This window comes from Candidatus Nitrososphaera evergladensis SR1 (assembly GCF_000730285.1).
Lineage (GTDB): Archaea > Thermoproteota > Nitrososphaeria > Nitrososphaerales > Nitrososphaeraceae > Nitrososphaera > Nitrososphaera evergladensis.
Genome location: NZ_CP007174.1, coordinates 2,379,582 through 2,402,922, shown reverse-complemented (window position 1 = coordinate 2,402,922; position 23,341 = coordinate 2,379,582). Strand labels below are relative to the sequence as shown.

26 protein-coding genes are annotated in these 23,341 nt (G+C 53.2%); 22 read left to right on the top strand and 4 right to left on the bottom strand.

The window, feature by feature from the left end; genetic code table 11:
• Nucleotides 1-85 precede the first annotated feature (85 nt).
• Both NTE_RS13115 and NTE_RS13110 read left to right on the top strand, forming a co-directional pair.
• Nucleotides 86-289 (top strand): hypothetical protein, encoded by a 204-nt coding sequence (locus NTE_RS13115; protein WP_148701423.1) that lies wholly within the window; start codon nucleotides 86-88, stop codon nucleotides 287-289.
• Between the two features lie 404 nt (nucleotides 290-693).
• Entirely contained in the window at nucleotides 694-1,557 is an 864-nt protein-coding gene (locus NTE_RS13110; protein ID WP_148701422.1) for a ParB/RepB/Spo0J family partition protein, read from the top strand.
• Between the two features lie 10 nt (nucleotides 1,558-1,567).
• Here the strand turns inward: NTE_RS13110 and NTE_RS13105 are convergent, their stop codons facing one another.
• Nucleotides 1,568-2,110 (bottom strand): Lrp/AsnC family transcriptional regulator, encoded by a 543-nt coding sequence (locus NTE_RS13105; protein WP_226987015.1) that lies wholly within the window; start codon nucleotides 2,108-2,110, stop codon nucleotides 1,568-1,570.
• Nucleotides 2,111-2,253: 143 nt separating this feature from the next.
• Between NTE_RS13105 and NTE_RS13100 the strand changes: the two genes are divergently transcribed.
• From NTE_RS13100 to NTE_RS13045, 12 genes are all read left to right on the top strand, one after another.
• Nucleotides 2,254-4,587: a sodium:solute symporter family transporter gene (locus NTE_RS13100; protein WP_148701421.1), complete on the top strand. Its 2,334-nt coding sequence runs from the start codon at nucleotides 2,254-2,256 to the stop codon at nucleotides 4,585-4,587.
• A 257-nt stretch (nucleotides 4,588-4,844) separates the two neighbouring features.
• Nucleotides 4,845-5,960 (top strand): urea transporter, encoded by a 1,116-nt coding sequence (locus NTE_RS13095; RefSeq protein ID WP_148701420.1) that lies wholly within the window; start codon nucleotides 4,845-4,847, stop codon nucleotides 5,958-5,960.
• A gap of 84 nt (nucleotides 5,961-6,044) precedes the next feature.
• Nucleotides 6,045-6,638: a hypothetical protein gene (locus tag NTE_RS13090; RefSeq protein ID WP_148701419.1), complete on the top strand. Its 594-nt coding sequence runs from the start codon at nucleotides 6,045-6,047 to the stop codon at nucleotides 6,636-6,638.
• Between the two features lie 172 nt (nucleotides 6,639-6,810).
• Nucleotides 6,811-7,113 (top strand): urease subunit gamma, encoded by a 303-nt coding sequence (locus NTE_RS13085; protein WP_148701418.1) that lies wholly within the window; start codon nucleotides 6,811-6,813, stop codon nucleotides 7,111-7,113.
• Nucleotides 7,114-7,225: 112 nt separating this feature from the next.
• The gene (locus tag NTE_RS13080) at nucleotides 7,226-7,594 is read left to right on the top strand and encodes an urease subunit beta (RefSeq protein ID WP_148701417.1); all 369 of its coding nucleotides are present in this window, start codon (nucleotides 7,226-7,228) and stop codon (nucleotides 7,592-7,594) included.
• Between the two features lie 20 nt (nucleotides 7,595-7,614).
• On the top strand, nucleotides 7,615-9,342 hold the full coding sequence (gene ureC, locus NTE_RS13075) for an urease subunit alpha (RefSeq protein ID WP_148701416.1): 1,728 nt from the start codon (nucleotides 7,615-7,617) through the stop codon (nucleotides 9,340-9,342).
• 156 nt (nucleotides 9,343-9,498) lie between these two features.
• The gene (locus tag NTE_RS13070; protein WP_158385563.1) at nucleotides 9,499-11,055 is read left to right on the top strand and encodes a TCP-1/cpn60 chaperonin family protein; all 1,557 of its coding nucleotides are present in this window, start codon (nucleotides 9,499-9,501) and stop codon (nucleotides 11,053-11,055) included.
• Between the two features lie 14 nt (nucleotides 11,056-11,069).
• Complete coding sequence (locus NTE_RS13065; protein ID WP_148701414.1) at nucleotides 11,070-11,471, top strand: hypothetical protein; 402 nt, start codon at nucleotides 11,070-11,072, stop codon at nucleotides 11,469-11,471.
• 3 nt (nucleotides 11,472-11,474) lie between these two features.
• Nucleotides 11,475-11,999 (top strand): urease accessory protein UreE, encoded by a 525-nt coding sequence (locus NTE_RS13060; RefSeq protein ID WP_148701413.1) that lies wholly within the window; start codon nucleotides 11,475-11,477, stop codon nucleotides 11,997-11,999.
• A complete protein-coding gene (locus tag NTE_RS13055; RefSeq protein WP_148701412.1) occupies nucleotides 11,989-12,690 on the top strand; it encodes an urease accessory protein UreF in 702 nt (233 codons plus the stop codon). The genes NTE_RS13060 and NTE_RS13055 overlap by 11 nt, the downstream gene beginning before the upstream one ends.
• Nucleotides 12,691-12,732: 42 nt before the next feature.
• Complete coding sequence (ureG, locus tag NTE_RS13050) at nucleotides 12,733-13,401, top strand: urease accessory protein UreG (protein WP_148701411.1); 669 nt, start codon at nucleotides 12,733-12,735, stop codon at nucleotides 13,399-13,401.
• Nucleotides 13,401-14,351, top strand: a complete 951-nt coding sequence (locus NTE_RS13045) for an urease accessory protein UreD (RefSeq protein WP_193354075.1) — start codon at nucleotides 13,401-13,403, stop codon at nucleotides 14,349-14,351. The genes ureG and NTE_RS13045 overlap by 1 nt, the downstream gene beginning before the upstream one ends.
• A 14-nt stretch (nucleotides 14,352-14,365) precedes the next feature.
• Here NTE_RS13045 and NTE_RS16750 read toward each other — a convergent pair whose 3' ends face one another.
• From NTE_RS16750 to NTE_RS13035, 3 genes are all read right to left on the bottom strand, one after another.
• Nucleotides 14,366-14,518: a hypothetical protein gene (locus NTE_RS16750; RefSeq protein ID WP_158385561.1), complete on the bottom strand. Its 153-nt coding sequence runs from the start codon at nucleotides 14,516-14,518 to the stop codon at nucleotides 14,366-14,368.
• 51 nt (nucleotides 14,519-14,569) lie between these two features.
• On the bottom strand, nucleotides 14,570-14,770 hold the full coding sequence (locus tag NTE_RS13040; RefSeq protein WP_148701410.1) for a hypothetical protein: 201 nt from the start codon (nucleotides 14,768-14,770) through the stop codon (nucleotides 14,570-14,572).
• Between the two features lie 100 nt (nucleotides 14,771-14,870).
• Entirely contained in the window at nucleotides 14,871-15,182 is a 312-nt protein-coding gene (locus NTE_RS13035; RefSeq protein ID WP_148701409.1) for a DUF190 domain-containing protein, read from the bottom strand.
• 277 nt (nucleotides 15,183-15,459) lie between these two features.
• Between NTE_RS13035 and purM the strand changes: the two genes are divergently transcribed.
• From purM to NTE_RS12995, 8 genes are all read left to right on the top strand, one after another.
• On the top strand, nucleotides 15,460-16,497 hold the full coding sequence (purM, locus tag NTE_RS13030; protein ID WP_148702175.1) for a phosphoribosylformylglycinamidine cyclo-ligase: 1,038 nt from the start codon (nucleotides 15,460-15,462) through the stop codon (nucleotides 16,495-16,497).
• A 48-nt stretch (nucleotides 16,498-16,545) separates the two neighbouring features.
• Nucleotides 16,546-18,150 (top strand): tRNA uridine(34) 5-carboxymethylaminomethyl modification radical SAM/GNAT enzyme Elp3, encoded by a 1,605-nt coding sequence (locus NTE_RS13025; protein ID WP_226987013.1) that lies wholly within the window; start codon nucleotides 16,546-16,548, stop codon nucleotides 18,148-18,150.
• Nucleotides 18,151-18,152: 2 nt separating this feature from the next.
• Nucleotides 18,153-19,799, top strand: coding sequence for a lysine--tRNA ligase (gene lysS, locus NTE_RS13020; RefSeq protein ID WP_148701408.1), 1,647 nt, complete (start codon nucleotides 18,153-18,155; stop codon nucleotides 19,797-19,799).
• 52 nt (nucleotides 19,800-19,851) lie between these two features.
• A complete protein-coding gene (locus NTE_RS13015; protein WP_148701407.1) occupies nucleotides 19,852-20,268 on the top strand; it encodes a hypothetical protein in 417 nt (138 codons plus the stop codon).
• 81 nt (nucleotides 20,269-20,349) lie between these two features.
• Entirely contained in the window at nucleotides 20,350-20,796 is a 447-nt protein-coding gene (locus tag NTE_RS13010) for a hypothetical protein (protein ID WP_148701406.1), read from the top strand.
• 86 nt (nucleotides 20,797-20,882) lie between these two features.
• Entirely contained in the window at nucleotides 20,883-21,542 is a 660-nt protein-coding gene (locus NTE_RS13005) for an HAD family hydrolase (RefSeq protein ID WP_148701405.1), read from the top strand.
• Nucleotides 21,539-22,498 (top strand): DHH family phosphoesterase, encoded by a 960-nt coding sequence (locus tag NTE_RS13000; RefSeq protein WP_148701404.1) that lies wholly within the window; start codon nucleotides 21,539-21,541, stop codon nucleotides 22,496-22,498. The genes NTE_RS13005 and NTE_RS13000 overlap by 4 nt, the downstream gene beginning before the upstream one ends.
• Nucleotides 22,499-22,564: 66 nt before the next feature.
• Nucleotides 22,565-23,329 carry an SDR family NAD(P)-dependent oxidoreductase gene (locus NTE_RS12995; protein WP_148701403.1) on the top strand — a complete coding sequence of 255 codons (765 nt, stop codon included), beginning with the start codon at nucleotides 22,565-22,567 and terminating at the stop codon, nucleotides 23,327-23,329.
• Nucleotides 23,330-23,341: the final 12 nt, after the last annotated feature.

The window sequence follows — 23,341 nt, the reverse complement described above, 5'->3', positions numbered from 1 at the left end:
GCCTGTTTCTCGATTGTTTTCACAAAATTACGTAGTATACTTATAAAAAAGTATTACATAAATACGACAACTTTGTAATTGTCATATGTTGTCCCGAGAGACCGAGAAGAACAATTCTAACATTTCAGACGAAGAGCTACCCTCGCTATCGCTGTTCATGGATACCCGTCTTCCCTACAACATGGAAAACGTCGTGCCCACGCTTTTGAGGATAATGGTTGCAAAGGGTATGCTTTCGCTTAATGAGGCCAAGCGCATCATGAAGAGCGGCGAATCTTATCTTCACTGAGATGCTGCAAAACTCTTTTGCATTCTTTGTGCTCAGTTTAAGCGGCAGGAATCTTTGAACTAGATAGCTAGCCTTCCTGCAGCTTGTCCCGCGGCTGGCAAAAATGCCGGGCGGTGACTTGCAAAAGACTTGGCGGCTGGAAAAGCAGCCATATGCATTGTGCATGAAGATATTGCAGGTTCCTTTTTACTGGATCAAATCCTAATGCAAAAACATGCTATGCAAAATAATATAAATTGTAATAAGATATAGAAAAAATATAAGTAATAATAGAAATTTTATGTTGCTATTCTAACTACAAAATTCTATAAGGTTATTTAGAAATATTGTACAACATATCATAATTTTCAGGATTTATGATAGGATAAGCAAAAGATAAGTAGCATCGAAAAAGTAACATTACAATGGAATTTATCGATTCGAGTGTTGTCGAGCAAATTGAGATGAAGATGATCCGGCCGTCGCAGTTTGCAATCCGTGACACATTTCAGAAAGATGATCCAGATTTCGAGACGCTGGTCAACAGCATCCGCGAGCACGGGCTTTTGCAGCCAATACTCATCAGGCCGCTTACCGCCGGCTTTGAAATCGTGGCAGGCCACAGGAGGTATCACGCCTGCAAGAACCTCCGGTGGCGGTTCATTTCGGCAAAAATAAGGGAGCTGACCGACAAGCAGTCGTACGAAATCCAGCTCACCGAAAACGTCCAGAGAAAATCGATGGACCCGCTGGAAGAGGCCGAAGCGTTCCGGAGGTACATCGTGGATTTTGGATGGGGCGGGGTGACAGAGCTTGCAAAAAAGATAGGCAAGAGCGAAGAGTACGTCTCCCACCACATGCAGCTGCTGAGGCTCCCTGACGAGATCAAGGAAAAGATAGCAAACAGGTCCATCAACGTGAGCCAGGCAATCGAGATAGCCCAGATCTCTAGCGAAAAACAGTCCATGATAGTGGAGCACATCATGAACAACGACCTGACGGTAAGGCAGATCCGCGAGCTAAAGAACGCGCTAAATCAGGAAAGCCAGGACGAGCTTGTCGTCGCCGCAAAGGCCAGGGCGCCGGTCATTGCCAGAAAGACGTACCTGACACTAAAGATCGCGTTGAACAGAATAGACAACCTCATAAACGAGGTGCACAGCACCGTCGAGCCGGACCAGCGAGCCGAAATCATCAACTTTTTGATGGGAATCAGGCTCAAGATTCATTCGCTGATAGATGACAGCATACGCTTCAAGAACAGCAGCGCAAAACAGCACCGAAACTAGCTAGAGAGGATTATCTGGGCAGAAACGGCGGTATCCATTCGTCAAGGAACTTTTTGTATTCCTTGCTTGTGTACGCAAGCGAGTGGAAGGACGGGTCTTTCACGGGCATAAAATCGTACACCTGGTAGGACTGTATGATGTCGCCAAAAAGGTTCCTGTAAATGTCGCTTTCTTCGTCGGCCATCTCCTCTGACGGAAAAGCCTGGACGCATATCCAGTCGTATCCTCCCCTCGTGCGCCCGGAGAACAGCACAAAGGGCGCGTCGGCCACGTACTTTTTCAGCCCTTCGAGTCTTTTTGGAAGGTGCTGCGAAGTCTTGAATGTTGCAAGCACGACCCTGATGACCCTGCGCCTGAGCTTCCTGGTGTCTACCGATATCGTGTAGCCGGTTATGACGCCTTCATCTTCAAGCTTGGTTATCCTTGACTCGATTTCCTCGATCGGGACGTCGTGGCCGTGCCCTTTCAAAAAGTCCCAGATCTCCAGGGGGTCTTGCTTTGCATTTCTGCTCAGCGCCGAGAGGATAAGTTCGTCAGTGTCGTCCGGCATCATGTGGGGTTAACATAGTTTGTATATAGATGTTTTTCAAGTAATTTTGAAAGGTACTGCCCAGTTGTACGTTTATTACAAAGTATGGCGGGCAAGGGACCTTGCTTTATACACCTTTAAATTTTTGTTGACATTCTTACGGGCATATGGCCGTGGTCCTCTCTGAAGGCCTGGGGTACTTTATCCTTCTTGGGGTGGGACTGGTCATGGCGCTTGCAGTTATCCTGCTGGTGAGGGTGGAAACCAAGTGGCTGGGCACAAAGAAAACTTTTGAGTGGTTCTCGACGGCGGGAAGGTCCGTCAAGGTCGGGCTGATAGCGTCGTCGGTGGTGTCGGCATGGACGTGGGCGGCAACCCTCCTCCAGTCATCTACGGTGGCCTACCAGTTTGGAATCAGCGGGCCGTTCTGGTACGCGGCGGGGGCCAGCATACAGGTAGTCCTGTTTGCAATCCTTGCCACGGCGCTCAAGCGCAACGCTCCGTCGTCGCACACTTTTCCAGAGATAATCTACGCCCGGTTTGGCAAGGGCTCACACAAGGTGTTCCTCTTCTTTGCGCTATTGACCAACACGGTCGTCACCGCGATGCTTGTCCTGGGAGGCGCCGCGGCATTAAGCTCGCTGACCGGAATAAACATCTCACTTGCCGCCTTTCTCATCCCGGTTGGCGTGATAATCTACACGTTCTCCGGCGGGCTCAAGGCAACCTTTCTTGCAGAGTACATGAACACCGTCTTTCTCTTTATCGTGGTTCTGGTCTTTGTCACGGCCGTGTACTTTCTCAATCCACAGATAGGCGGGATTTCTGGCATGTTTGAAAAGCTGAGCGCCGCGGCGGCTCTTCGGCCCGTGGACGGAAACGCGACCGGCTCGTACCTGACGCTGGCGTCGACTGGAGCCCTGATATTTGGCGTGATAAACATAACGGGAAATTTCGGGACCGTTTTTGTGGACCAGGCGTACTGGCAGCGGGCCATAGCGGCAGGACCCCGCTCTGCGTTCAGGGGTTTTCTTGTGGGCGGCCTTGCATGGTTTGCAATACCGTTCACGCTTGCCACGACCCTTGGACTTGCGGCGGTCGCAGTCAACGTGCAGCTTTCGCCAGAAGAGATAAGCATGGGGCTGGTGGCTCCAACGGCCGCCTCGCACGTCCTTGGCGAACTGGGAGCGATACTCATACTCACGATACTGTTCACAGCCGTCACTTCGGCCGGCTCGGCAGAACTTGTCGCGGCCTCGTCGCTTGTCACCTACGACGTTTACCGGACCTACCTAAAGCCGTCGGCAAGCGGGAGGGAGCTGATGCGCATCTCGCGCTACTCGATAGTGGCCTTTGGCATAGGCATGGGAGTGCTGGCGCTGGCGCTCCTCCAGATCGGAGTGAGCCTCCAGTACGTCTACCTTGCAATGGGGGTCCTGATTGGCTCTGCCGTGATCCCAGTCACGCTTGTCCTGTGGAAAAAGACAAACCGAGTCGCCGCCACGGCCGGCGCTCTTGCCGGCCTTGTATGCGGCGTCAGCGTCTGGATAGGAACAGCGTACGTGCTCTATGGCGAAATATCGGTCCAGTCCACAGGACACAACATACCTCTTCTTGCAGGCAACCTCTCGTCCATATCCATTGGAGCGGCCGTCGCCCTCATAGGCAGTACTGTTCGGCCCGGCAACTTTGACCTGAGCCTCATGAAGCAAAAGATACTGGTTGTCGACGGCAAGATCAAGGGATTGTTTGAAGGCGAAAACGAGGAATATCTGAAAAAGTCCCTAAAGTTCGGCTACAAGGTTGCCATCGCCCTCACAATAGTTCTGGTCGTGGCCTGGCCGATGCCGCTTTACCTTTCCGGCTATGTCTTTTCTGAGACAACCTATGCTGTCTGGGTTGGAATTGCAGTCGCGTGGGCGGCGACTGCAGCGGCGGTTATCATATTTCTGCCCCTGATCGAGGCCAGAGTCGGGATCACCAAGGCCCTTCGCATCATGGGGCAAAAGACAAACGCAATCGCCACTCAGGACATCGTTGCGGAAAGGTCTCACAAGTCAGCAAACGCCGCTGCCGATGAAACATACTATTCCAAAAGAATCCTCGTGCCGATAGACGGGTCTGGGCAGTCGCTGCGCGCCCTCAACTATGCAACGAACATCTATGGCATAAACGAGGCCAAGATATACCTGCTCTACGTGATCGAGTGGTCAGAAGAGGAAGAAGGCGGTGACGAATCTGTCGATGAGGAGCTGACCTCCAAGATGGAAAAGGAGGGAAGGATCCTGCTCAACAGCGTGATAGTCCCGCGCAGGGCGGGGGAATACGTGAGGATTGTAAAGATGGGGGACCCTGCCTCCAAGATAATTGAAGTTGCGGAAAAAATCGGGGCAAGCATGATAGTGATGGGGATTAACGGAATAAACAGCGCAACCGAGATGGGAAGCGTGACTCGGAAGGTGCTAAAGGCCTCGTCAACGCCCGTGGTGTTGATGAAATGAGATAGATGGCGTGACAACTGACACAAGGCCTTACGCGGTCAGACCAGAGGGATGTGTCTCTCTTTGATATCGACCTTGGGATGGTATCTCTCTCTCTCTCCTTATTCAGAAAGAAGAAACTTGCCGACGTCGACTAATTTTTCGTTATCCCGATTGTAACTGTACATGCACACGCATTTTCGCTTCGGCTACCATGTGCGTTAATAAATTCATCTTGCTGACAAATTGTTAAACCGCACTCTTCGCACTGGAAATCAATGGCTATCCCAACGTTCTCTACTGGGAATCCCGGACTGGATTTCTTCTTCACCCTCTTTAACGGGATCTCGGAAGTGCCGCTTTTCAGCTCTCCAATAACCGGCATACTGATTCTTGGAGGCGTGTTCCTGGCATCGCGCAAGGCAGGCGGGATGATGGTGCTGTCCGGCCTTATTGGCGCGGGCGTCGCAATATTGGCAGGCGCGTCATACGACCTTGTGACGTTTGGCCTGTTCGGCTACAACTCTATACTCACCGGCATGGCGTTCTGGTCGGGGCCGTTTGTCAAGGCCAACAGGGCCACCTTCTTCATCTCCGTCTTTGGCGCTGCCATCACCGCGTTTACGTGGATGGCTTTTGCGCACCTGATGGGAGACATGTTCGCACTGAACGGCACCGCCAGTTCCTGGGCAATACCCGGCTTTACGTCGTCGTTCATATTTACCACGTGGGCCATGATGTACGCTACAAAGAGGTTTGGCCACGACATATGGCCTGCTCCTGCTCCGCAGCCCAAGGAGGAGCTGATAAGGGATAGCAGCAACCCCAACAACACGGGCGAAAATTTCAGGTGGACTGCAAAGGAGTTTATGATAGCGACCCTCAAGGGCGTATCGCAGGTCACGTTTGTTGAAAACTGGAAGACCGGTGTATTCTGGGTAGTCGGCTTGACGCTTGCTTTCGAGCTTGCCCCCCTTATCAGCGGCGTGCAGGATAGGCCGTGGTTCACCAACGCCTACACGTCGCAGTGGGACCCGTTTTCGCCGCTGTACCTGGCAGGGCTGATGGCCCTTCTTGGTTCGGGCATCGGCGCGGCGATGGCCATACTGACAAAACTGCCTACCGCAGAGGTAAGAATGGGGCTGCACGGATTCAATCAGGTGCTGGTAATGATAGCGCTGACGAGCTTTGTCCCGCTGACGCCCCAGTCTTTCATGATGGCCGTGTTTGCAACAATAGGCTGTTCGTTTCTGATGCCCGGACTGCAGAGGTTCTTTGGCCAGTGGGGCCTGCCTGCGCTTACAGGCCCGTTCGTCTTTACGGCATGGGTCTTCCTTCTTGCGACTTCGGGGTTCATGCACATTCCCGCCGGGATAGGGTGGTCAAGGCCATGAGGAAGGGAGAGTTGTCGTCCCGGCGCCCGAATTTTTTTCGTCGACGCGATGTCTCTCTACATATGTGTGCGTGGCAAGTGAGAAATGAACCCGCAAATTTTTGAGGCATTCAAAAAACGGTACAAGGGAAAATTGCCCGGCATGTCCGACTCGGAAAAGGTGAGGACCTACATGGCATGGTGCAAGGAAAACCGCATGGAAGAAGTCATACTGAGGCTGAGTTCCGAGAGCAAAGGCGGCTGGTCAAACAACCTGACGCTTGACTTTACCACCGAGCGGGTCATCGTGTCAAGGAAGAGCTTCCTTGCAAAATTTGCCGACTTTGGGTACGTGGCCGGTCTTGCGCCGTACCCGTACTTGCTGACCATGAAAAAGAATACAGGCGATGCCTCAAAGATCCGAAAACAGGCAAACTTTACCCCCGAAGACCTTCTCCAAAACGAGAACTTGGACTACTTTGTCTGGTATTCTGACATACGCGAGCTTGCGCTCCGCAAGGGGTGGGAAACGATGGTGACCAACATGATGGGCCGGGCCATAGTGTCAAACTTTTTGACCATCATGACAGACGACGGCAAGATCCATGATTTTACGCTGCCCGTGAACAAGAACGGGCTGTACGAGTCTGTCTCTTTCTGGCTTGGAGTCGCCCTTCCAATAAAGATAGTAGAAAAGTAACATAACGGCAAACCGATAAAAAAATTCAGTCGACGTCGGCTAAATCGCCGGTTATCCTGTGCATGTGCGCATTTGTGTGGGTGGCAGGTGTAGGTGTGCGTTATTTATTGGGCTGCTTGCTTCTAAATCTAAAATAGTTCACTACTCTACCGAACTCTGAGGTCATGCAAAAATGATGCTTGCACCAAGAGAGATGGAAAAGATGTGGATCTGGACGGCTGCCCAGATCGCTGAAGGAAGGAAAAAGCGAGGTATAAAACTGAATTATCCAGAGACAGTTGCTTATATAGCCAACTATGTCGTGGAGGGCGCAAGAGAAGGAAAAACCGTCGCACAGCTGATGCAGTCTGCCAGAACCATACTGAAGAAAAACGACGTGATGGCCGGCGTACCGGACATGATTCACACAGTCCAAGTGGAGGCAACTTTTCCGGACGGCACAAAGCTGGTCACCGTGCATGATCCAGTCCAATAATTATGATGAGTGTAGGTAAATGGTGAAGAAAAATGGTAAAACAACAAAAAAAAGAAAGGCAGCAAGTCAACAGCAGCGGGTCTCCAAAAAAGAGGAGGTTACATCAAGCCCAATGATGCCCGGTGAATACATTCTGGCTCCCGACCCGGTGATGTGCAACACAAACAGAAAGACGGTAAAAATCACCGTAAAGAACAAGGGGGACAGGCCATGCCAGATAGGTTCGCACACGCATTTCTTTGAAGTAAACAGGGCACTTGACTTCCCAAGGGAAAAGGCGTTTGGCTACAGGCTCAACATACCTGCTGGCACTTCGATAAGGTTTGAGCCGGGAGACAGCAAAGATGTAGAGCTGTGCGAGATAGGAGGAGCGCGAGTATGCTATGGATTCAACGGCCTGACTATGGGAAGCCTGAACTCCAGCATGGTCATGCGCGCAGCAGTCGAAAAAGCCCAGAAGCAGGGCTTTAACGGAGCATAATATAGGAGGAATATGACAACATGGTCCTGAAACTAACCCGCAAACAATACACCGACCTGTTCGGACCGACCACCGGCGACAAGGTGAGGATCGGAGACACGGATCTTGTGATACAGATAGAAAAAGACCTGATAACGCCTGGAGACGAGTGTGTCTTTGGCGGAGGCAAGACCCTTAGAGACGGCCTTGCCCAGACGTCCGGCGTTACAAATAAGAATGGCGCCCTGGACTTTGTCATAACAAACGCAGTCATTTTAGATCCAGTGCTTGGAATAGTAAAGGCCGACATCGGCATCAAAGACGGCAAGATAGCCGGCGTTGGAAAAGCCGGCAACCCGCTCACGATGGACGGGGTAAACCCGAACATGGTGGTGTCAGCCTGCACGGAAGCCACCGCAGGCGAGCACACAATATGCACAGCCGGCCACTTTGACACGCACATACACATGATCTCGCCACAGCAGTACATAGACGGCATAAGCGGCGGCATCTGCAACATGATAGGCGGAGGCACGGGCCCGGCAGACGGCACAAACGCGACAACGTGCACGCCCGGCGTGTACAACATAAGCAGGATGATGGAGGCAGTCGAGGACACCCCTATGAACTGGGGCTTTCTGGGCAAGGGAAACGATTCGCACCCGACGCTTGCGACCCAGCTTGAGCAGATCGATGCAGGCGCCTGCGGCCTAAAGGATCACGAGGACTGGGGCACCACTGCGGCAGTTCTGGATGCCTCGCTCAGGGCGGCAGACCTTACCGACACGCAGGTGGCAATCCACACCGACTCTATAAACGAGTGCGCGTACGTCGAAGACACCATCAACGCCATTGACGGCAGGGTGGTCCACACGTACCACACGGAGGGAGCCGGCGGAGGCCATGCGCCGGACATCATGAAAATAGCCGGAGAAATGTTTGCGCTGCCGTCGTCGACAAACCCCACAAGGCCGTACACCAAGAACACCGTGGACGAGCACCTGGACATGCTGATGTTCTGTCACCACCTGAACCCTGCAGTCGCCGAAGACGTCGCGTTTGCCGACTCTAGGATCAGGGCAGAAACCATCGCCGCAGAAGACGTCCTGCACGATGAAGGCGTGCTTTCCATGTATTCGTCAGACAGCCAGGCGATGGGGAGGATAGGGGAGGTCGTCATCCGCGCGTGGCAGACTGCAGACAAGATGAAAAAGATGAAAGGAAGACTACCGCAGGAGACCGGCGACAACGACAACTTTAGGGCAAAGAGGTACATCGCCAAGACCACCATAAACCCGGCCATAACGCACGGAGTCTCTGACTACCTTGGATCGCTTGAAGTGGGCAAGTACGCGGACATTGTGATGTATCCAATGGCATTCTTCCCTGCCAAGCCCAAGATGGTCCTGAAAGGCGGCTTTATCGCATGGTCGATAATGGGCGATCCCAATGCGTCGCTTCCGACCCCCGAGCCTGTGTACTACCGGCCGATGTTTGGCGCCTTTGGCAAGGCAGTCCACAAGACGAGCTACACCTTTACGTCAAAGAGGGCAATGGAGCTGGGCGTACCGCAAAAGCTGGGCCTGGAAAAGGTATGCCTGCCGGTCAAGAACTGCAGGAACATCAGCAAGAAGAACATGATGTGGAACGACGAGACGCCCAAGATAACCATAGACCCGGAGACGTACGAGGTCAAGCTGGACGGCAAGATCGCAACGGTGGGACCTGCCGACGAGCTGTCGCTGGCGCAGAGGTACTTTATGGCTTAAGAGAAGGAAAGAAAATTAGTAGCGTGGTGGGCATAACAGCCCCTACTCTGCCTTTCTCTCTCTCTATTTCTTTTCAATCCTTTGGTCGAAATGCTCAATTTTTGCATACAAACGCAATATACCTTTATCTCGACCGAAATGCAAACGGCAGCCAATATGTCTGCACCTAATTATGGAGTCTGGCGTCCAATAGCAGAGCACGTAGAGTACAACGCTCTGGAGTCAAATTCAAGCGCGGTCATGGCAGTGGCCGACTGCGTGAGGACTACCCTGGGCCCAAAGGGCCTGGACAAACTGCTTATAGACCAGGCGATGAACAGGCACGTCTCAAACGACGGCGTCACAATTTTGCTGTCGCTCAAGGCCATCCACCCTGTTGCAAGGATGATAGTAGAGATAGCAGAGAGGCAGGAGCAGCTGGTCGGGGACGGGACGACCACGGCAGTGGTAATGTCTGCAGAGATGATAAAGGAAGGCAAGAGGCTGATAAAGGAACTTGGAGTCCACCCGACCAAGGTGGTGGAGGGCATTGAAAGCGGCGTCAGGCACGCCTGCCATCTCCTTGAGGAAGACGCCAAGGCAATAACCATCAACGACCTGGAACTGGAGCACGTCGTCACGACGTCGCTCTCTTCAAAACTGGACGGCGCCCGGCTTGCCAAGATGGTCATCACCGCCCTCCGTACAGTAGGCGAGAACGCCAAGTACAACGGCGAGTACGACTTTGGCAAGGCTATAATGGTGCTTCGCAAGACCAGCATGGAAGACCAGGTGGTCAATGGCATAGTGCTTGAGCGAAAGAGGCTTGACCCTGAGATCCCGCAGGAAGTAAGGGGCGCAAGGATACTGATCACAAAGATGGACCTAAAGCCCGTCAAGGAATCGTGGATAAAGGAGAACAAGAACTATCAGGAGATCCTGCTAATGGAAAACGACAGGATGGCCAAGTCCCGGGAAATGGTCGACGCAATGCTCAAGACCGGCACCAACGCAGTCCTGATCGCGTCGCCGGAGGTGGACCAGGCTGTCGAGGACCTGCTCGTGGCAAAAGGCGTCTTTGCCGCAAGGGTCTCTGTGGAAGAAATTGATCACCTGACAAGATACACCGGCGCCAAGCCCGTGAGGGTGGCTGACGACCTGAAAAGGCAGGACATCCTGGGCAGGGCCGAGCGGGTATACGAAGACGAGGACAACAGCATAATATACATCGAGGGCGGCGCCGGCAAGAACATGGTGACGATGGTTGTCTCTGGGACGACCAAGGAAACGTCGCTTGAGAGGTGGCGGGCGGCAATTGACGGCGTAAACGCAGCCGAAGCAGCCCTTAACACGGGCATAGTGCCAGGAGGAGGCGCCGCAGAACTACACATAATGGACAAGGTAAAAAACGCAAGGCTCAAGGGGCTTGAGCAGGTGGGCCTTGAAGTGGTGGCCTCCGCGCTTGAAAGCATAATGCGGCAGATACTTACCAACGCGGGTTTTAACGGCCTTGAAAGGGTCATGACTGCCAAGACATCTCCGCCCGGTTATGGAATCGACATCAATTCCGGAGAGCCGGTGGACATGTGGAAGATCGGGGTCGTAGACCCGCTCATGGTCAAGACGATGGCGCTAAAGGCCGCCGGCGAGATAGCCAAGTCGGTCCTGCGCATAGACAGGAACCTTGCAGCAGAAGACCTGAGCCCGCAGGCAATGACAGAAACAAAAAGGTGAGATGATAGCAAAAATTGCAAATCCGCCACTGCGTCGAAGAAGCAAACGTGGACAAGGAAGACATGAAGGTGATAGACCCTACTCAGGTAAGGCACGTCACGGTGCTTGCAGGCAAGATAGACTCGATGTCGGGCCTTGTCGACCCTGCCTCCCACCTGAACCTTGACTTTCCGGACCACAGGGTGACGACCTGCATCATCGCAGAAAAATTTGAAAAAGGCGCCCCCGTACAAATGGATGACAACGGCATGATCTTTGCGACCGTCGACAGGTCGGCCTACAAGCACTATGGGACAGTCGACTATACCCAGAGGCTGACAGACATGATAAAAGCAGTACAGAAGAAAGGCATGATGATGGCAGAAACAAAATCATCATCAGCATCAGACAAAAAGAAAAAGGGGTTGAGCGAGTAAATAATGACGACAGCGATGATTACTGCAACTTCCATTCTTGGCAACATTTACCGTGACAATTCGCTGAAGGAAAAATACCGCCAGATCCCCGGCGAGACAGTACGGATAAGCCGCCTAGAGTCCCAGAGGGTAAGGATGCGCAAAACTTCTGACAAGGGCACGGACATCGCAATCACCCTGCCGCCAGGGAGCAGGCTTCGGCACGGCGACGTGGTACTCTTGACAGACGACAAGAAGATGATGGTGGTAGTCGAGCTAGAGCCGGAAAATGTTGCAGTGGTGCAAGTCAAGGAAAATACCCTGCACAAAGACGACCTGATAGAGGTGCCCGTGAGGATAGGCCACACCATCGGAAACCTGCACAGGCCGATCAAGCTTGAGGACAACAAGATCTACTTTCCCATACAGACCGACAGCGAGCTTGACATGTTCCGCAAGCTTTTCGGGCACATGAACGAGCACCTGGAAATAAAGAGCGCCAAGATGGTGTTTGAGCCAGAGGAGGGAATGGACGTACATGAGCACTAGCAGTGACATTGCGGACCTGAGCATGATGCAGCTTGCCGACTCGTTCTTTCCAACTGGAATGTACACGACCTCAAACGGGCTTGAAGCGCTCTTTTACAGCGGCAAGAAACTCAAAGTGTCAGAACTTTTTGCTCTCGTCAAAATATTCATAGAGCACCAGATGGGCCCGGCAGACTGCGCGGCGCTTGGCAACGCCTACGAATATGCGTCTAAGTCAGACGTCCAAAATGTCATCCGGGTCGACAAGATCCTGCATTCGATGAAGCTGGTCCAGGAGATAAGAAACGCCTCGGCAAGGTCCGGGACCCAGATGCTTCGGTGCACAAACTTTTTCGTGACTGAAAACACGGTGCTCAACGAATACGCCGCGGCGATAAAGAGCGGCCATGCTTTTGGCCCGTACCCTGTCGCGCTGGCTGTTGCGTGCAACGCGCTGTCCATCCCAAAGAGGAAGGCAGGGCTTGCCATGCTGTACTCGTTTTCAGTAGGCATGGTGGGAGCGGCTCTTCGGCTTGGCATGTTCCAGCATTTCGAAGGCCAAAAGATTATCGACGAGCTCAAGCCCGTGATAGTCAGGACCGTAAACGAAAACATAGGCAGGCCAGTCGAGGGAATGTGGCAGTTTGCCCCGCAGATCGACATTGTGCAGATGTCGCACGAAAAGATGGCCTCTAAAATGTTTATTACTTGATCCGGGAGCACTAAAATTGCTAGTGAGTGATAGAATAAACATATGAGCAGCAATACCGCAACAGCAAAAAGGATTCCGCGGGTGGGGATCGGAGGCCCGGTCGGATCTGGAAAAACCATGCTGATAGAGATGGTGGTGCCGATTTTAGCGTCAAAGGGGTACAAGGCTGGCATCATTTCAAACGACGTGATTTCACGTGAAGACGCAGACAGGATGCGAAAGAACCTTGCCACCCGGCAGCACCTGATGCCTGAAGAGCTGGTTATAGGGCTGGCAACGGGCGGATGCCCGCACACTGCAGTCAGGGAAGACCCGTCGATGAACATTTCGGTCGTGGAGGAAATGGAGTCCAAGCACGGCTACCTTGACCTCATACTGATTGAAAGCGGCGGAGACAACATCACCACTACCTTCAGCCCTGCACTTGCAGACTATTTCATCTATATAATAGACGTGTCCGGAGGCGACAAGTATCCGAGAAAGAGGGGGCTTGGGATAGAGACCTGCGACCTCTTGGTCATAAACAAGATAGACCTTGCTCCCTACGTTGGCGCCGACCTTGCCGTGATGGAAGGCGATGCAAAGGCAATCCGGGGCGGCAAGCCGTACGTGTTTGTCAACTGCAAGTCCGGCCAGGGCGTCCAGCAGGTTGCAGATCACATCATAAGAGACGTCCTGTTTGAATCACCACCAAAGGCTGCAGCTGTTTGATGATGGCAAAAACTACCGTCAACGATCTGGCGTACTATATCCCAGACGCGATACCGCCTGAAGTGCAGGCGTACGGATCAAAGCTGGACCAGCTTGGCGTGGGAAACCCCGGCAAGCTCGGCGGCCTGATCTTGAGGCTGGAAAAGGACGAGCATAACGGCAAGACCTCCGTGAAAGAGCAGTACTCCCGGGTTCCGCTCTACACGGGGCGCGCCCTGTACCTCGAAGAGGCGCTGCCGTCAATGGCGTACCTTTACATCATATCGCCGTCTGGCGGCATCCTGCAGGGCGACAGGTACAGAATGGACATCACGCTTCGCAACAACGCACTTGCGCACATTACCACGCAGGGAGCCACGCGGATCTACAGGATGGAAAAGAACTTTGCAACGCAGATAGTGAACGTCGACGTTGGGGAAGGGTGCTATTTTGAGTACATTCCAGACCAGATAATACCGTATGTTGATTCGCGTTTCTACCAGGTTGCCAACCTGCGCGTCCACGACAGCGCTACAATGCTGTACTCGGAGATAATGACGCCCGGCAGGGTTGCAAGGGGCGAGTCGTTTGCCTACGACATCTGCTACATGAAGACCCAGGCCACAAACCAGGACGGCGACATGAGGTTTGTAGACGTTGCCATCATGGAGCCAAAAAAGCGGAGCATGAAGGCTTTTGGAGTGCTGGATAACTATGATACCGTGGGAAGCACGTACGTGCTTGCGCCCTCGAAATATGTTGCTGAACTGCATGACAAGATAAACTCGGGCCTGGCCGGCTATTCAAAGGACCTCTACTTTGGCGCAAGCATCCTCCCGAACAACTCGGGGGTTATAGTCAGGATGCTTGGAGACACGGCAAGCCTGCTGCGCAACGCGGTGTTTGAAGTCGTAAGGGCGGCAAGAAAGACCATCCTTCATGCGCCGTTTAGCGGCATCAGAAAAGCGTAAACTACTTTTTGTTGTCATCTTCTGCCAGTGACCCAGAACTCGGTCACTCTGACTCTGTGGCCTTTGTCCTGCCTGTGGGCTTCGACTTCCCAGTTGTTGTCAAACACGCACTCGCAATCCTCGCACCAGGCCGTGATGCTTATCCTGCTCTTGTCAAACGCGTTCAATTGGCGTCATGTATATTGTGTAGATAATTTGCTATTAAGCCTTCTTGGCCATTATCTGCTGTCTGCCGCAATGATGATGGAAGAGCGTATCGCGCTTCCCCTGTCAAACTGGCTCTTGAGAAAATCCACAAACTGGTCGTAGCAGCCGCTGCCCTCAAACACCCTTGTGACAAGCACGCCTCCAAATACTGCGATGCTTACAGTGATGTGATCGTGATCCATAACCGCCTGCATCGTTTCGCTTTCCGCCATCAGGGTTGGCCACCGTATGCGCCGGATTTATGCTGTCCGGGCTGCGTGTGTATGTATCTTTCAGCGCAAGCTCAATTCGTGCCTTCATTTTGGAAACGAACTATAGTGCAAGAACTTCCTGTATGGTTAGGATTCCATTGTCCCCGACCATCCTCTTGATCTGTGGAAGGATTGGCTCTATCTTGGAGCGCTCGTCGATGATCTCGATCAAGACGGGCATGTTTACTGTAATCCCCTCAAGCTTGGTAGACGACCTGCCGCGCTTGCCAAACCCGTCGACACCCGTCCACACCGTCGCGCCTAGAATCCCTGCGTCTTTAAGAAAATCAAGCAATTTTATGTAGAGCTTCTTTCCTCTCACCTCGTCATTTCTCTTGAAGATGATGGTCAGAGTCCACATTTTCATTTTCATCTGGTGTCAAACACCGCCATGCGCTACCCTTGATGCGCGCGCATACAGTGTATATGCGCATGAGAAATATTTGAGGGTGCTGCAAGAACTGCTCAAACCGATTGTTGCTACTGCCCGTAATTGCAGACTCTTCCATATGATGGTGTTTTGCCGTACTGAACTATTCATGTCCAAAGACACACCGCGCTTGTCCAAAAAAGAAAAGGCTGACAAAGAAATAATATTGTATTATTATTTATAACGTGCTTGGCCCTATCCAGCTGCATTGAAAGATAGGATGACGTACCGCGACGCCGGCGTCGATGTCGGCAAGATCCGCACCGCGCAAAAGTCGATAGGCGACATCATTTCTGCCACTCACAATATGATCTCTGCCGGAAAGGTGCTTTCCGGCTTTGGGCATTACGCGGGGCTTGTCAGGCTTGGCTCGCAGACGCTTGCGCTGCATTCTGACGGCGTGGGCACAAAGGTGCTGGTCGCGCAGCTCATGAACAAATTTGACACCGTGGGCATCGACTGCGTCGCAATGAACGTAAACGACATCATATGCGTCGGGGCAAAGCCGGTGGCCTTCATCGATTATATCGCGCTCAGGCAGGCAAACGAAAAACTGCTTGAGCAAATCGCGCACGGGCTTGTGGAAGGTGCAAGGCAGTCGCAGATGGCAATCGTGGGAGGCGAGACTGCTGTCCTGCCGGACGTCATTGCAGGCGAGGAAAACGCGTTTGACCTTGCTGGCATGGTCCTTGGGACCGTGGATGGCGGCAAGCCGCTCCTTGGCAGCGCGATCAAGCCCGGCGACGTCGTCCTTGGCGTGGAGAGCAGCGGGCTGCATTCAAACGGCTATACGCTTGCGCGCAAGGTGTTGCTGTCAAAATACTCCGTCGACGACAACGCCGAGCACCTTGTCCAGACTGTGGGAGAAGAACTATTGATTCCAACCCGGATCTACGTAAAACCAGTGATGGAGCTTTTCAAAAAGAAAATCGCGGTGCACGGCCTTGCCAACATCACCGGAGGCTCTTTTACAAAGCTCCCGCGCCTGAACAAGAACGTGCAGTACTGCCTTGACGATCTGCCTGCCCCAACGGGCATATTCCGGCAGATACAGGTAGACGGCAACATAGAGACAGGCGAGATGTACCGCACGTTCAACATGGGGACAGGCTTTTGCGTCATTGCGCCAAAGGCAAGTGCCGAGCAGGTCATCCGCACATTCAAGAGATACAAGATGGGCTGCAAGGCCATTGGCAGGATTGAGAAAGGCGCAGGCGTCGTCGCAACGCTGGAAGGAAAAAAGAAGAGCAAGCTCTAGACGGCTTTCCAAAAATTAATATGCGAACAAAGGCATTTTTGAAAAATATTGCTTGCCACGGCGGCCGACTCTGACCCGAACTACCAGCAGGCGTGCAGAACCATAGCCGCGCTCATTGCTGAAAAACAGTCGTCGCTGTTGTTGTCGGCAGGCGAGGTGCGCCAAATAGTCAGGGATGTCGCGTCTTCTTTTCACCTGTCGACGATGCCGAAAAACGAGCACATCATCAGCTACCTGCCAAGAGGCAGCAGGTATCGCAAGCTGCTGATGGTCAAGCCGGCCAAGACCGCCTCCGGCGTGGCCGTGATAGCGGTGATGCCCAAGCCGTACGAATGCCCGCACGGCAAGTGCATCTATTGCCCCGGCGGAATCGAGTTCAACACGCCGCTCTCGTACACGGGGACGGAGCCGGCCACAAGGGCCGCGCAGAAATTCCAGTTCGACCCGTACGAGCAGGTCTCCTCAAAGATGAAGCAGCTGCAGGCAAGGGGGCATGACACTGGCAAGTCAGAGATTGTCATCGTGGGCGGCACCTTTCCGTTTATGCCGGAGGACTATCAGCGCGAGTTTGCCAAGTCATGCTACGACGCATTGAACGGCTCTAGATCGCAAAGCCTGCAGGATGCAATAGCCGCAAACGAGCGCGCAGAGAACCGCTGCGTCGGCTTTACAGTTGAAACCAAGCCCGACTATTGCAAAGAGCCGCACGTCAACCTGATGCTGGAGCTTGGAGTCACGCGCGTAGAAATCGGCGTGCAATCGCTGGATAACAAGGTCTACCGTCTGGTGAACAGGGGCCACACCCTTGACGACGTCATTGATGCGTTTCGCATAGCCCGCGACTCGGGCTACAAGATAGTGGCGCACATGATGCCCGGGCTCCCCGGCTCTTCGCCGGATAAAGACATTGCAGATTTCAAGCGGCTGTTTGAGGACGAGGCATTCAAGCCGGACATGCTCAAGGTCTACCCGACGCTTGTGCTGGAGCACACCGGCCTGTACCAGCTTTACAATGCCGGCAAGTACCACGCGTATTCTGATGACGACCTTGTAAGCGTGATTGTGGAAATGAAGAAAATGGTTCCGCAGTACGTGCGTATAATGCGCGTACAGCGCGAGATAGAGTCGGATGATATCATGGCGGGGCCAAAGAGCGGCAACCTGCGGCAAATAGTGCTTGCGCGCCTGAAAAGAGAAGGCCATAATTGCGCGTGCATAAGATGCAGGGAGGCCGGCCTGCAGAGACGGTATCCTGCAGAAGATGAAGTTGTGATGAAGAGGGCTGATTATGCCGCGTCTGGCGGCAGGGAAATTTTCCTGTCGTACGAAAGCGCCGACAGCGAAACTATCCTTGGCTTTTTGCGCCTGAGAAAAGTGAACCGCCCGCACCGGCAAGAGTTGCAAGATGATGCTGCAATAGTGCGCGAGCTGCACGTGTACGGGCAGGCGCTTGGAGTAGGCCTTGAAGCCGACAGCTCGTCGTACCAGCACCGGGGCTATGGTATGAAGCTGATGCAGGAAGCAGAAAGGATTGCAAGGGACGAGCTGGGCGCAAAGAAAATCGCGGTCATCAGCGCAGTCGGGACAAGGGAATACTATAAAACACGACTAGGATACCGTCAAGACGGGCCCTACGTTTCAAAGGTGCTATAGAGATGAAGGAAGAGGATAATCACAATCATCAATCGGTAATTGGCAAGGGTACGTGGCTTGACAAGGTAGCAGACACCCTGATAAAGAGGGAGAAAAAGCTGGGCCGCAAGCTCGACCTGATAAGGGTGGAAAGCGGCCTTGGAGCCTCCGGCATCCCGCACATCGGGAGCATGGGAGACGCAGTTAGGGCGTACGGAATCGCGCTTGCGCTACAGAACATGGGCTACAAGGCTGAATTGATTGCTTACTCTGACGACATGGACGGCCTGCGCAAGATACCCGCCGGCCTGCCCGACTGGCTCAAGGAGCACATCGCAAGGCCCGTGTCGGAGATCCCGGATCCTTTCGGCAATTGCCATGCGTCGTACGGCGCGCACATGAGCAGCCTGCTCCTTGACGGCCTTGACGGGGCCGGGATAAAATACCGGTTCCAGAGCGGGCGCGAAGCGTACAAGTCTGGAAAACTTGTCAGCCAGATAGACAGGATACTGCAGAGCAGCGAAAAGCTAGGAAAAAAGATAGCCGAGTTTGTGGGGCAGGACAAGTACGTAAGCGTGCTTCCCTACTTTCCAGTGTGCTCCAGCTGCGGCCGGCTGTACACCGCGGCCGCTGAAAAGTACATGCCTGACGAGAAAAAAGTGACGTACGCCTGCAAGGGAAGCAGGATAGGCAAGAATGAAGTTGCCGGCTGCGGCCACAAAGGCGAGGCCGACATCACAAAAGGCGAGGGCAAGCTTGCATGGAAGGTCGAGTTTGCCGCGCGCTGGCAGGCGTTTGACGTCCGCTTTGAGGCGTACGGCAAGGACATCATGGATTCCGTACGGGTAAACGACTGGGTCTGCGACGAGATACTTGGGCACCCGCACCCACTGCACGTGAAGTACGAGATGTTCCTTGACAAGTCTGGCAAAAAGATAAGCAAGTCTGCCGGCAACGTCCTGACCCCGCAGATGTGGCTGAGGTACGGAACGCCGGAATCAATACTGCTTTTGCTGTTCAAGCGCATCGCCGGCACGCACCACGTCGGGCTTGAAGACGTGCCGGCCTTGATGGACGAGTACGACTCGTACGAGGGCCTCTACTTTGGAAAGGTAAAGGAGGACAACCAGGCGAAACTGACCAAGATAAAGGGCATATACGAATACATCAACAAGCTAAACCCTCCAAAGCAGCCTGCGCCGCATGCGCCCTACCACTTTCTCGTGCAGCAGGCGTCGATATACCCAAGCGACCCTGACAGGCTTGAAAAGGTGTTTGCGCGTCTTGGAAAGTACGGCATGGTCAAGGAAAAGAGCGACGCGATAATGCGCAAGATCCAGCTTGCGGCAAACTGGGCAGACGATAACGCCAGCCGCGTCGGCGACGAAAAATTCGAGGTGCAATTGACAGACAACCAGAGAAAGGCGGTGACAGAGCTTATTGGCGTCATGAATGAAGAATTTGCAGGCGTACAAGAGACGCCGGAAAACGCCAAGGCCCTCCAGTCAAGGGTGTTTGACATCGCCCGGGCAAACGGCATGGAGCCAAAAGAGTTCTTCACGCTGCTGTACAGGATGTTCCTAAACGCTGACAGGGGTCCGAGGATCGGCAACTATTTCCTCGACTTGGGCGCAGAACGCGTGTCCTCGGTGCTAAAGCGCTACCTCTAGCCTGAAATCAATCAATCTATTTAAATAGAGTGCCGGGGAATCTAAGGTAGACTTGGTGAACCGCAAGTTTGCAGACAAGCCACCAATGATAGCGATCCAGGGCGCCTGCATCGACTTTGAGAAGGAACACGCCCGGATAATGGAATTTATCGGCGGCCTGGAATGGGGCGCGCACACAAAGGGAAACGTCGAGTGCTCGTCCGCCGGCAAGGCCCTCGGATGGGACTTTTTCATGCTGTATTTTGAGCCTGATTTTGTCGAGGTGCTCATTGACGTCTATCCTGACATCAACAAGCAGGAGGCAAACACCATCGAGGACCGCTTTGTGCTCTGGCTCGCAAAAATAATGAAAAAGAAAAAGCTGGACTATAACCTAAAGCTCAAGGACGTCCCGTACGAGCAGACGCAGGGCTTCAGGCTCAACCCTGACCACTACAGAAACGACGAGTGGATGGAAAGATACCGGTAGATAGGGGAGGGGCGTGCTTCCAGTGGAACACGGCAATTCCCGGTTACTTCTTTTATAGACGTATTTTGAAGCGATGATGATGTGATAGACAAGATTGTACTGGCAATGGCGCTTGGACTTGCTGCCATAGTCTCTCTAATCCTTGCAAGCCAGTTTCTTCCTATCCAAATCACTATAGCTAACAATGATGTTGGATCTTGGCAATCAATGTCAGCGGGCGCCAGCTGCATCGATTCCGGATGTGGAGAAAGGATCATCCGAAATTGCGAGGCACCCAACAAGATCGCAATCCTGAGAGAAAATGGAAGGGCTTGGGTGATAACCGTTGAAGGAGTGACGAACGATTCATGCAAGATAATAATGCTTGATACTGCTTTACAGAATTACAATAGCCGTTTTGCAGACTTTACGATGTACGAGTGTCTTGTTTCTATGACAGAGCTTTCCTCTGAATTGCGTGGAGACAGCTTTGACCAGCTCGTATCAAACATAATTGATAGGGATAGATGTGGGGTATCTGTTCCGTAAAAGTAAGTTTGCCTTGCGCAGTTCTTTTGCTATGAACAAATTTTGTAGTGTCAAATTTATAGCGCATCCGGATCTTTTTCTCCGTCGTGCGGGGAATAATCTTTGATCTTGACGGCGTGCTGGTAGATTCCATGCCGTCGCATTCGCAGGCGTGGGTGCAGGCTTTTCAGAATGTCGCCAACATCCAAGTTGAAAAGCGCGTGATATACGTCCTTGAAGGTATGCGCGGGGCAGAGCTTGCAGAAAAGATACTTGCAGACCACAATTCCGACGCGTCGCTTGCCAAGAAGGTAATTGCAGAAAAAGACCGACTGTTCAAAGAAACGAAGGAGAGGCCAAAAGCGTTTGAAGGCGTAAAGGAGATGATTGAGAGCCTTGCATGTGCCAAGGCGGTCGTGAGCGGCTCCAACAAGCACGATGTCGAGTCGGTGCTTGACGAGACAATCGGAAAAGAAAAATTCGACGTCATCATAACGGCAGACGACATCAAGCGCGGCAAGCCCGACCCGCTTGCGTTTAATACCGCGCTTTCCAAACTGCACGTATCAGCCAAGGACGCAGCAGTGGTGGAAAATGCGCCCTTGGGCGTGCGCGCGGCAAACAACGCTGGCATACAGTGCTACGTCGCCCTGAACAACACGCTCCTTTTGCGCTCTGATTTTGAAGGCGTCATCGCAAAAGACAGGATATTTGAAAAAACAAGTTCATTAAAGGGTCTGCTAAAGGAAATGTGCCTGCGACAATGAAGGTTTTCATATTTTCCCACGAGTCTGACCTTGACGGGCTCTACTCTGCCGCAATCGGCCTCATGCGCTACCCGCAGGCGGCAACGGTGTTCCTCGGCTATGGCGTCGAGAACATGCAAAAGATGGGCAACTTTCTCTACTCTGCGACACACTTTTCCAAAGAGCGCGGGCTTGTCATAGTCGCGGACCTTGGCTTAAACGACGACGCGATAGAGACGTGCAGGCAGATATTTGCAGACGCGTCGCGCAACGGGTGGAAGCTGATGTGGGTGGACCACCACCCCTGGTCGCAGGCCGCAATCGACGCCGTAAAGGAGTACGCCGAGCTGGTGCACGACCCATCAGGCGCAAAATGTGCAGCGGACCTGATGTACGAAAGGCTGGTGCCGGAAAACGACCTTGCAAAAAAGCTGGCAAGCATGGCCCACACGATGGATTTTTTCACCAAGGACCAGTACCTCACGCCCATTACAGAGCTTATACGCTACTACCAGAATTTCCCGGACTTTTACGAGCGGCTGTCAGCCCTTGCAAAAAAGTCGGCAAAGGGCATCCTGTGGGACACGGACATGCACGAAGACTATGCCCGGTATTCCAAGCTGCGCGACGAGGCCAAGGTGCAGGCGCTTTCGACATTGCAGGTCCGGCCGATTGACGGAATAAAGGTGGCATACGTCCAGTCGTCGCCGTACCTCAACAGCAGCCTTTTCTCTGAAGAGGTGTTTGCCGCGACCGGCGCCGACCTTGCCATGTTTTACAGCGCAAAAGGCAAGGTGAGCATACGCCGGAACAATGACCGCATATCATGCCGACAGGTGGCATCGTACCTGCCAGAGGGCGGCGGCCACGACTATGCCGCAGGCGCCACCTTCAAGAGCGATCCGTCTGACATTTCTGCAATTGTCGGAGAGCTGGAGGCAGCCGTGGCAAAGGCGGTCAAGAGAGAGAATAAATAGTTCTTGCAGCGTGAGAACCTGCTTTCAAACACTTTAAAAGTTTAGGCTGCCAATTAGCCGTCATATATGGTCCTTCTTCAAGGCAAGGTTGCTATCGTCACTGGTGCTGGAGGCGGCGTTGGGCGGGCTATAGTAAAGAGGCTGGTTTCAGAAGGCTGCAAGGTGGTCCTCATTGGAAGAAACAGAGACCGCCTTGCCAAGGCGGCTGCCGAGGCAGGGAACAAGGAAAACACGCTGACAGTTGCAGCCGACATCACAAAAGAGGCGGAGGTGCTCAGCGCGGTCGAGCAGACTATATCGTCCTTTGACAGAATAGACATCCTGGTCAACAACGCGGGCAGCATAAACGACCCCGTGTGCTTCCACGAGATGACAGAAGACCAGTGGAGCGGGCTTGTCGACACCAACCTGATAGGCACGTTCCAGATGACCAAGGCAGTCATCCCGGTGATGATGAACGGCAACAAGGGCGGGAGCATCGTCAACGTCTCGTCGGTGCTTGGCATACGCTCCATACCCAAGGTGCCCCTTGCAGTCTATGGCGCAACCAAGGCCGGCGTGATAATGTTCACAAGGAGCATCGCAGTCGAGTACGGTCAGTACGGGATCAGGTCCAACTGCGTCGCGCCCTCCACCATCCGAAGCTCGATGATAGAGCCGTACCTGCAGGACGAAAACGCCAAAAAGGTGCTTGAATCGACTTTTCCGTTGCGCAAGATAGGCGAGCCGGAGGATGTCGCAAGCGCGGTGTCGTACCTGGCATCAGACGACGCCAAGTGGGTGACCGGGACGATACTTGTGGTCGACGGCGGCGTAACAGCCAAGCAATAGGCTATAACAGAA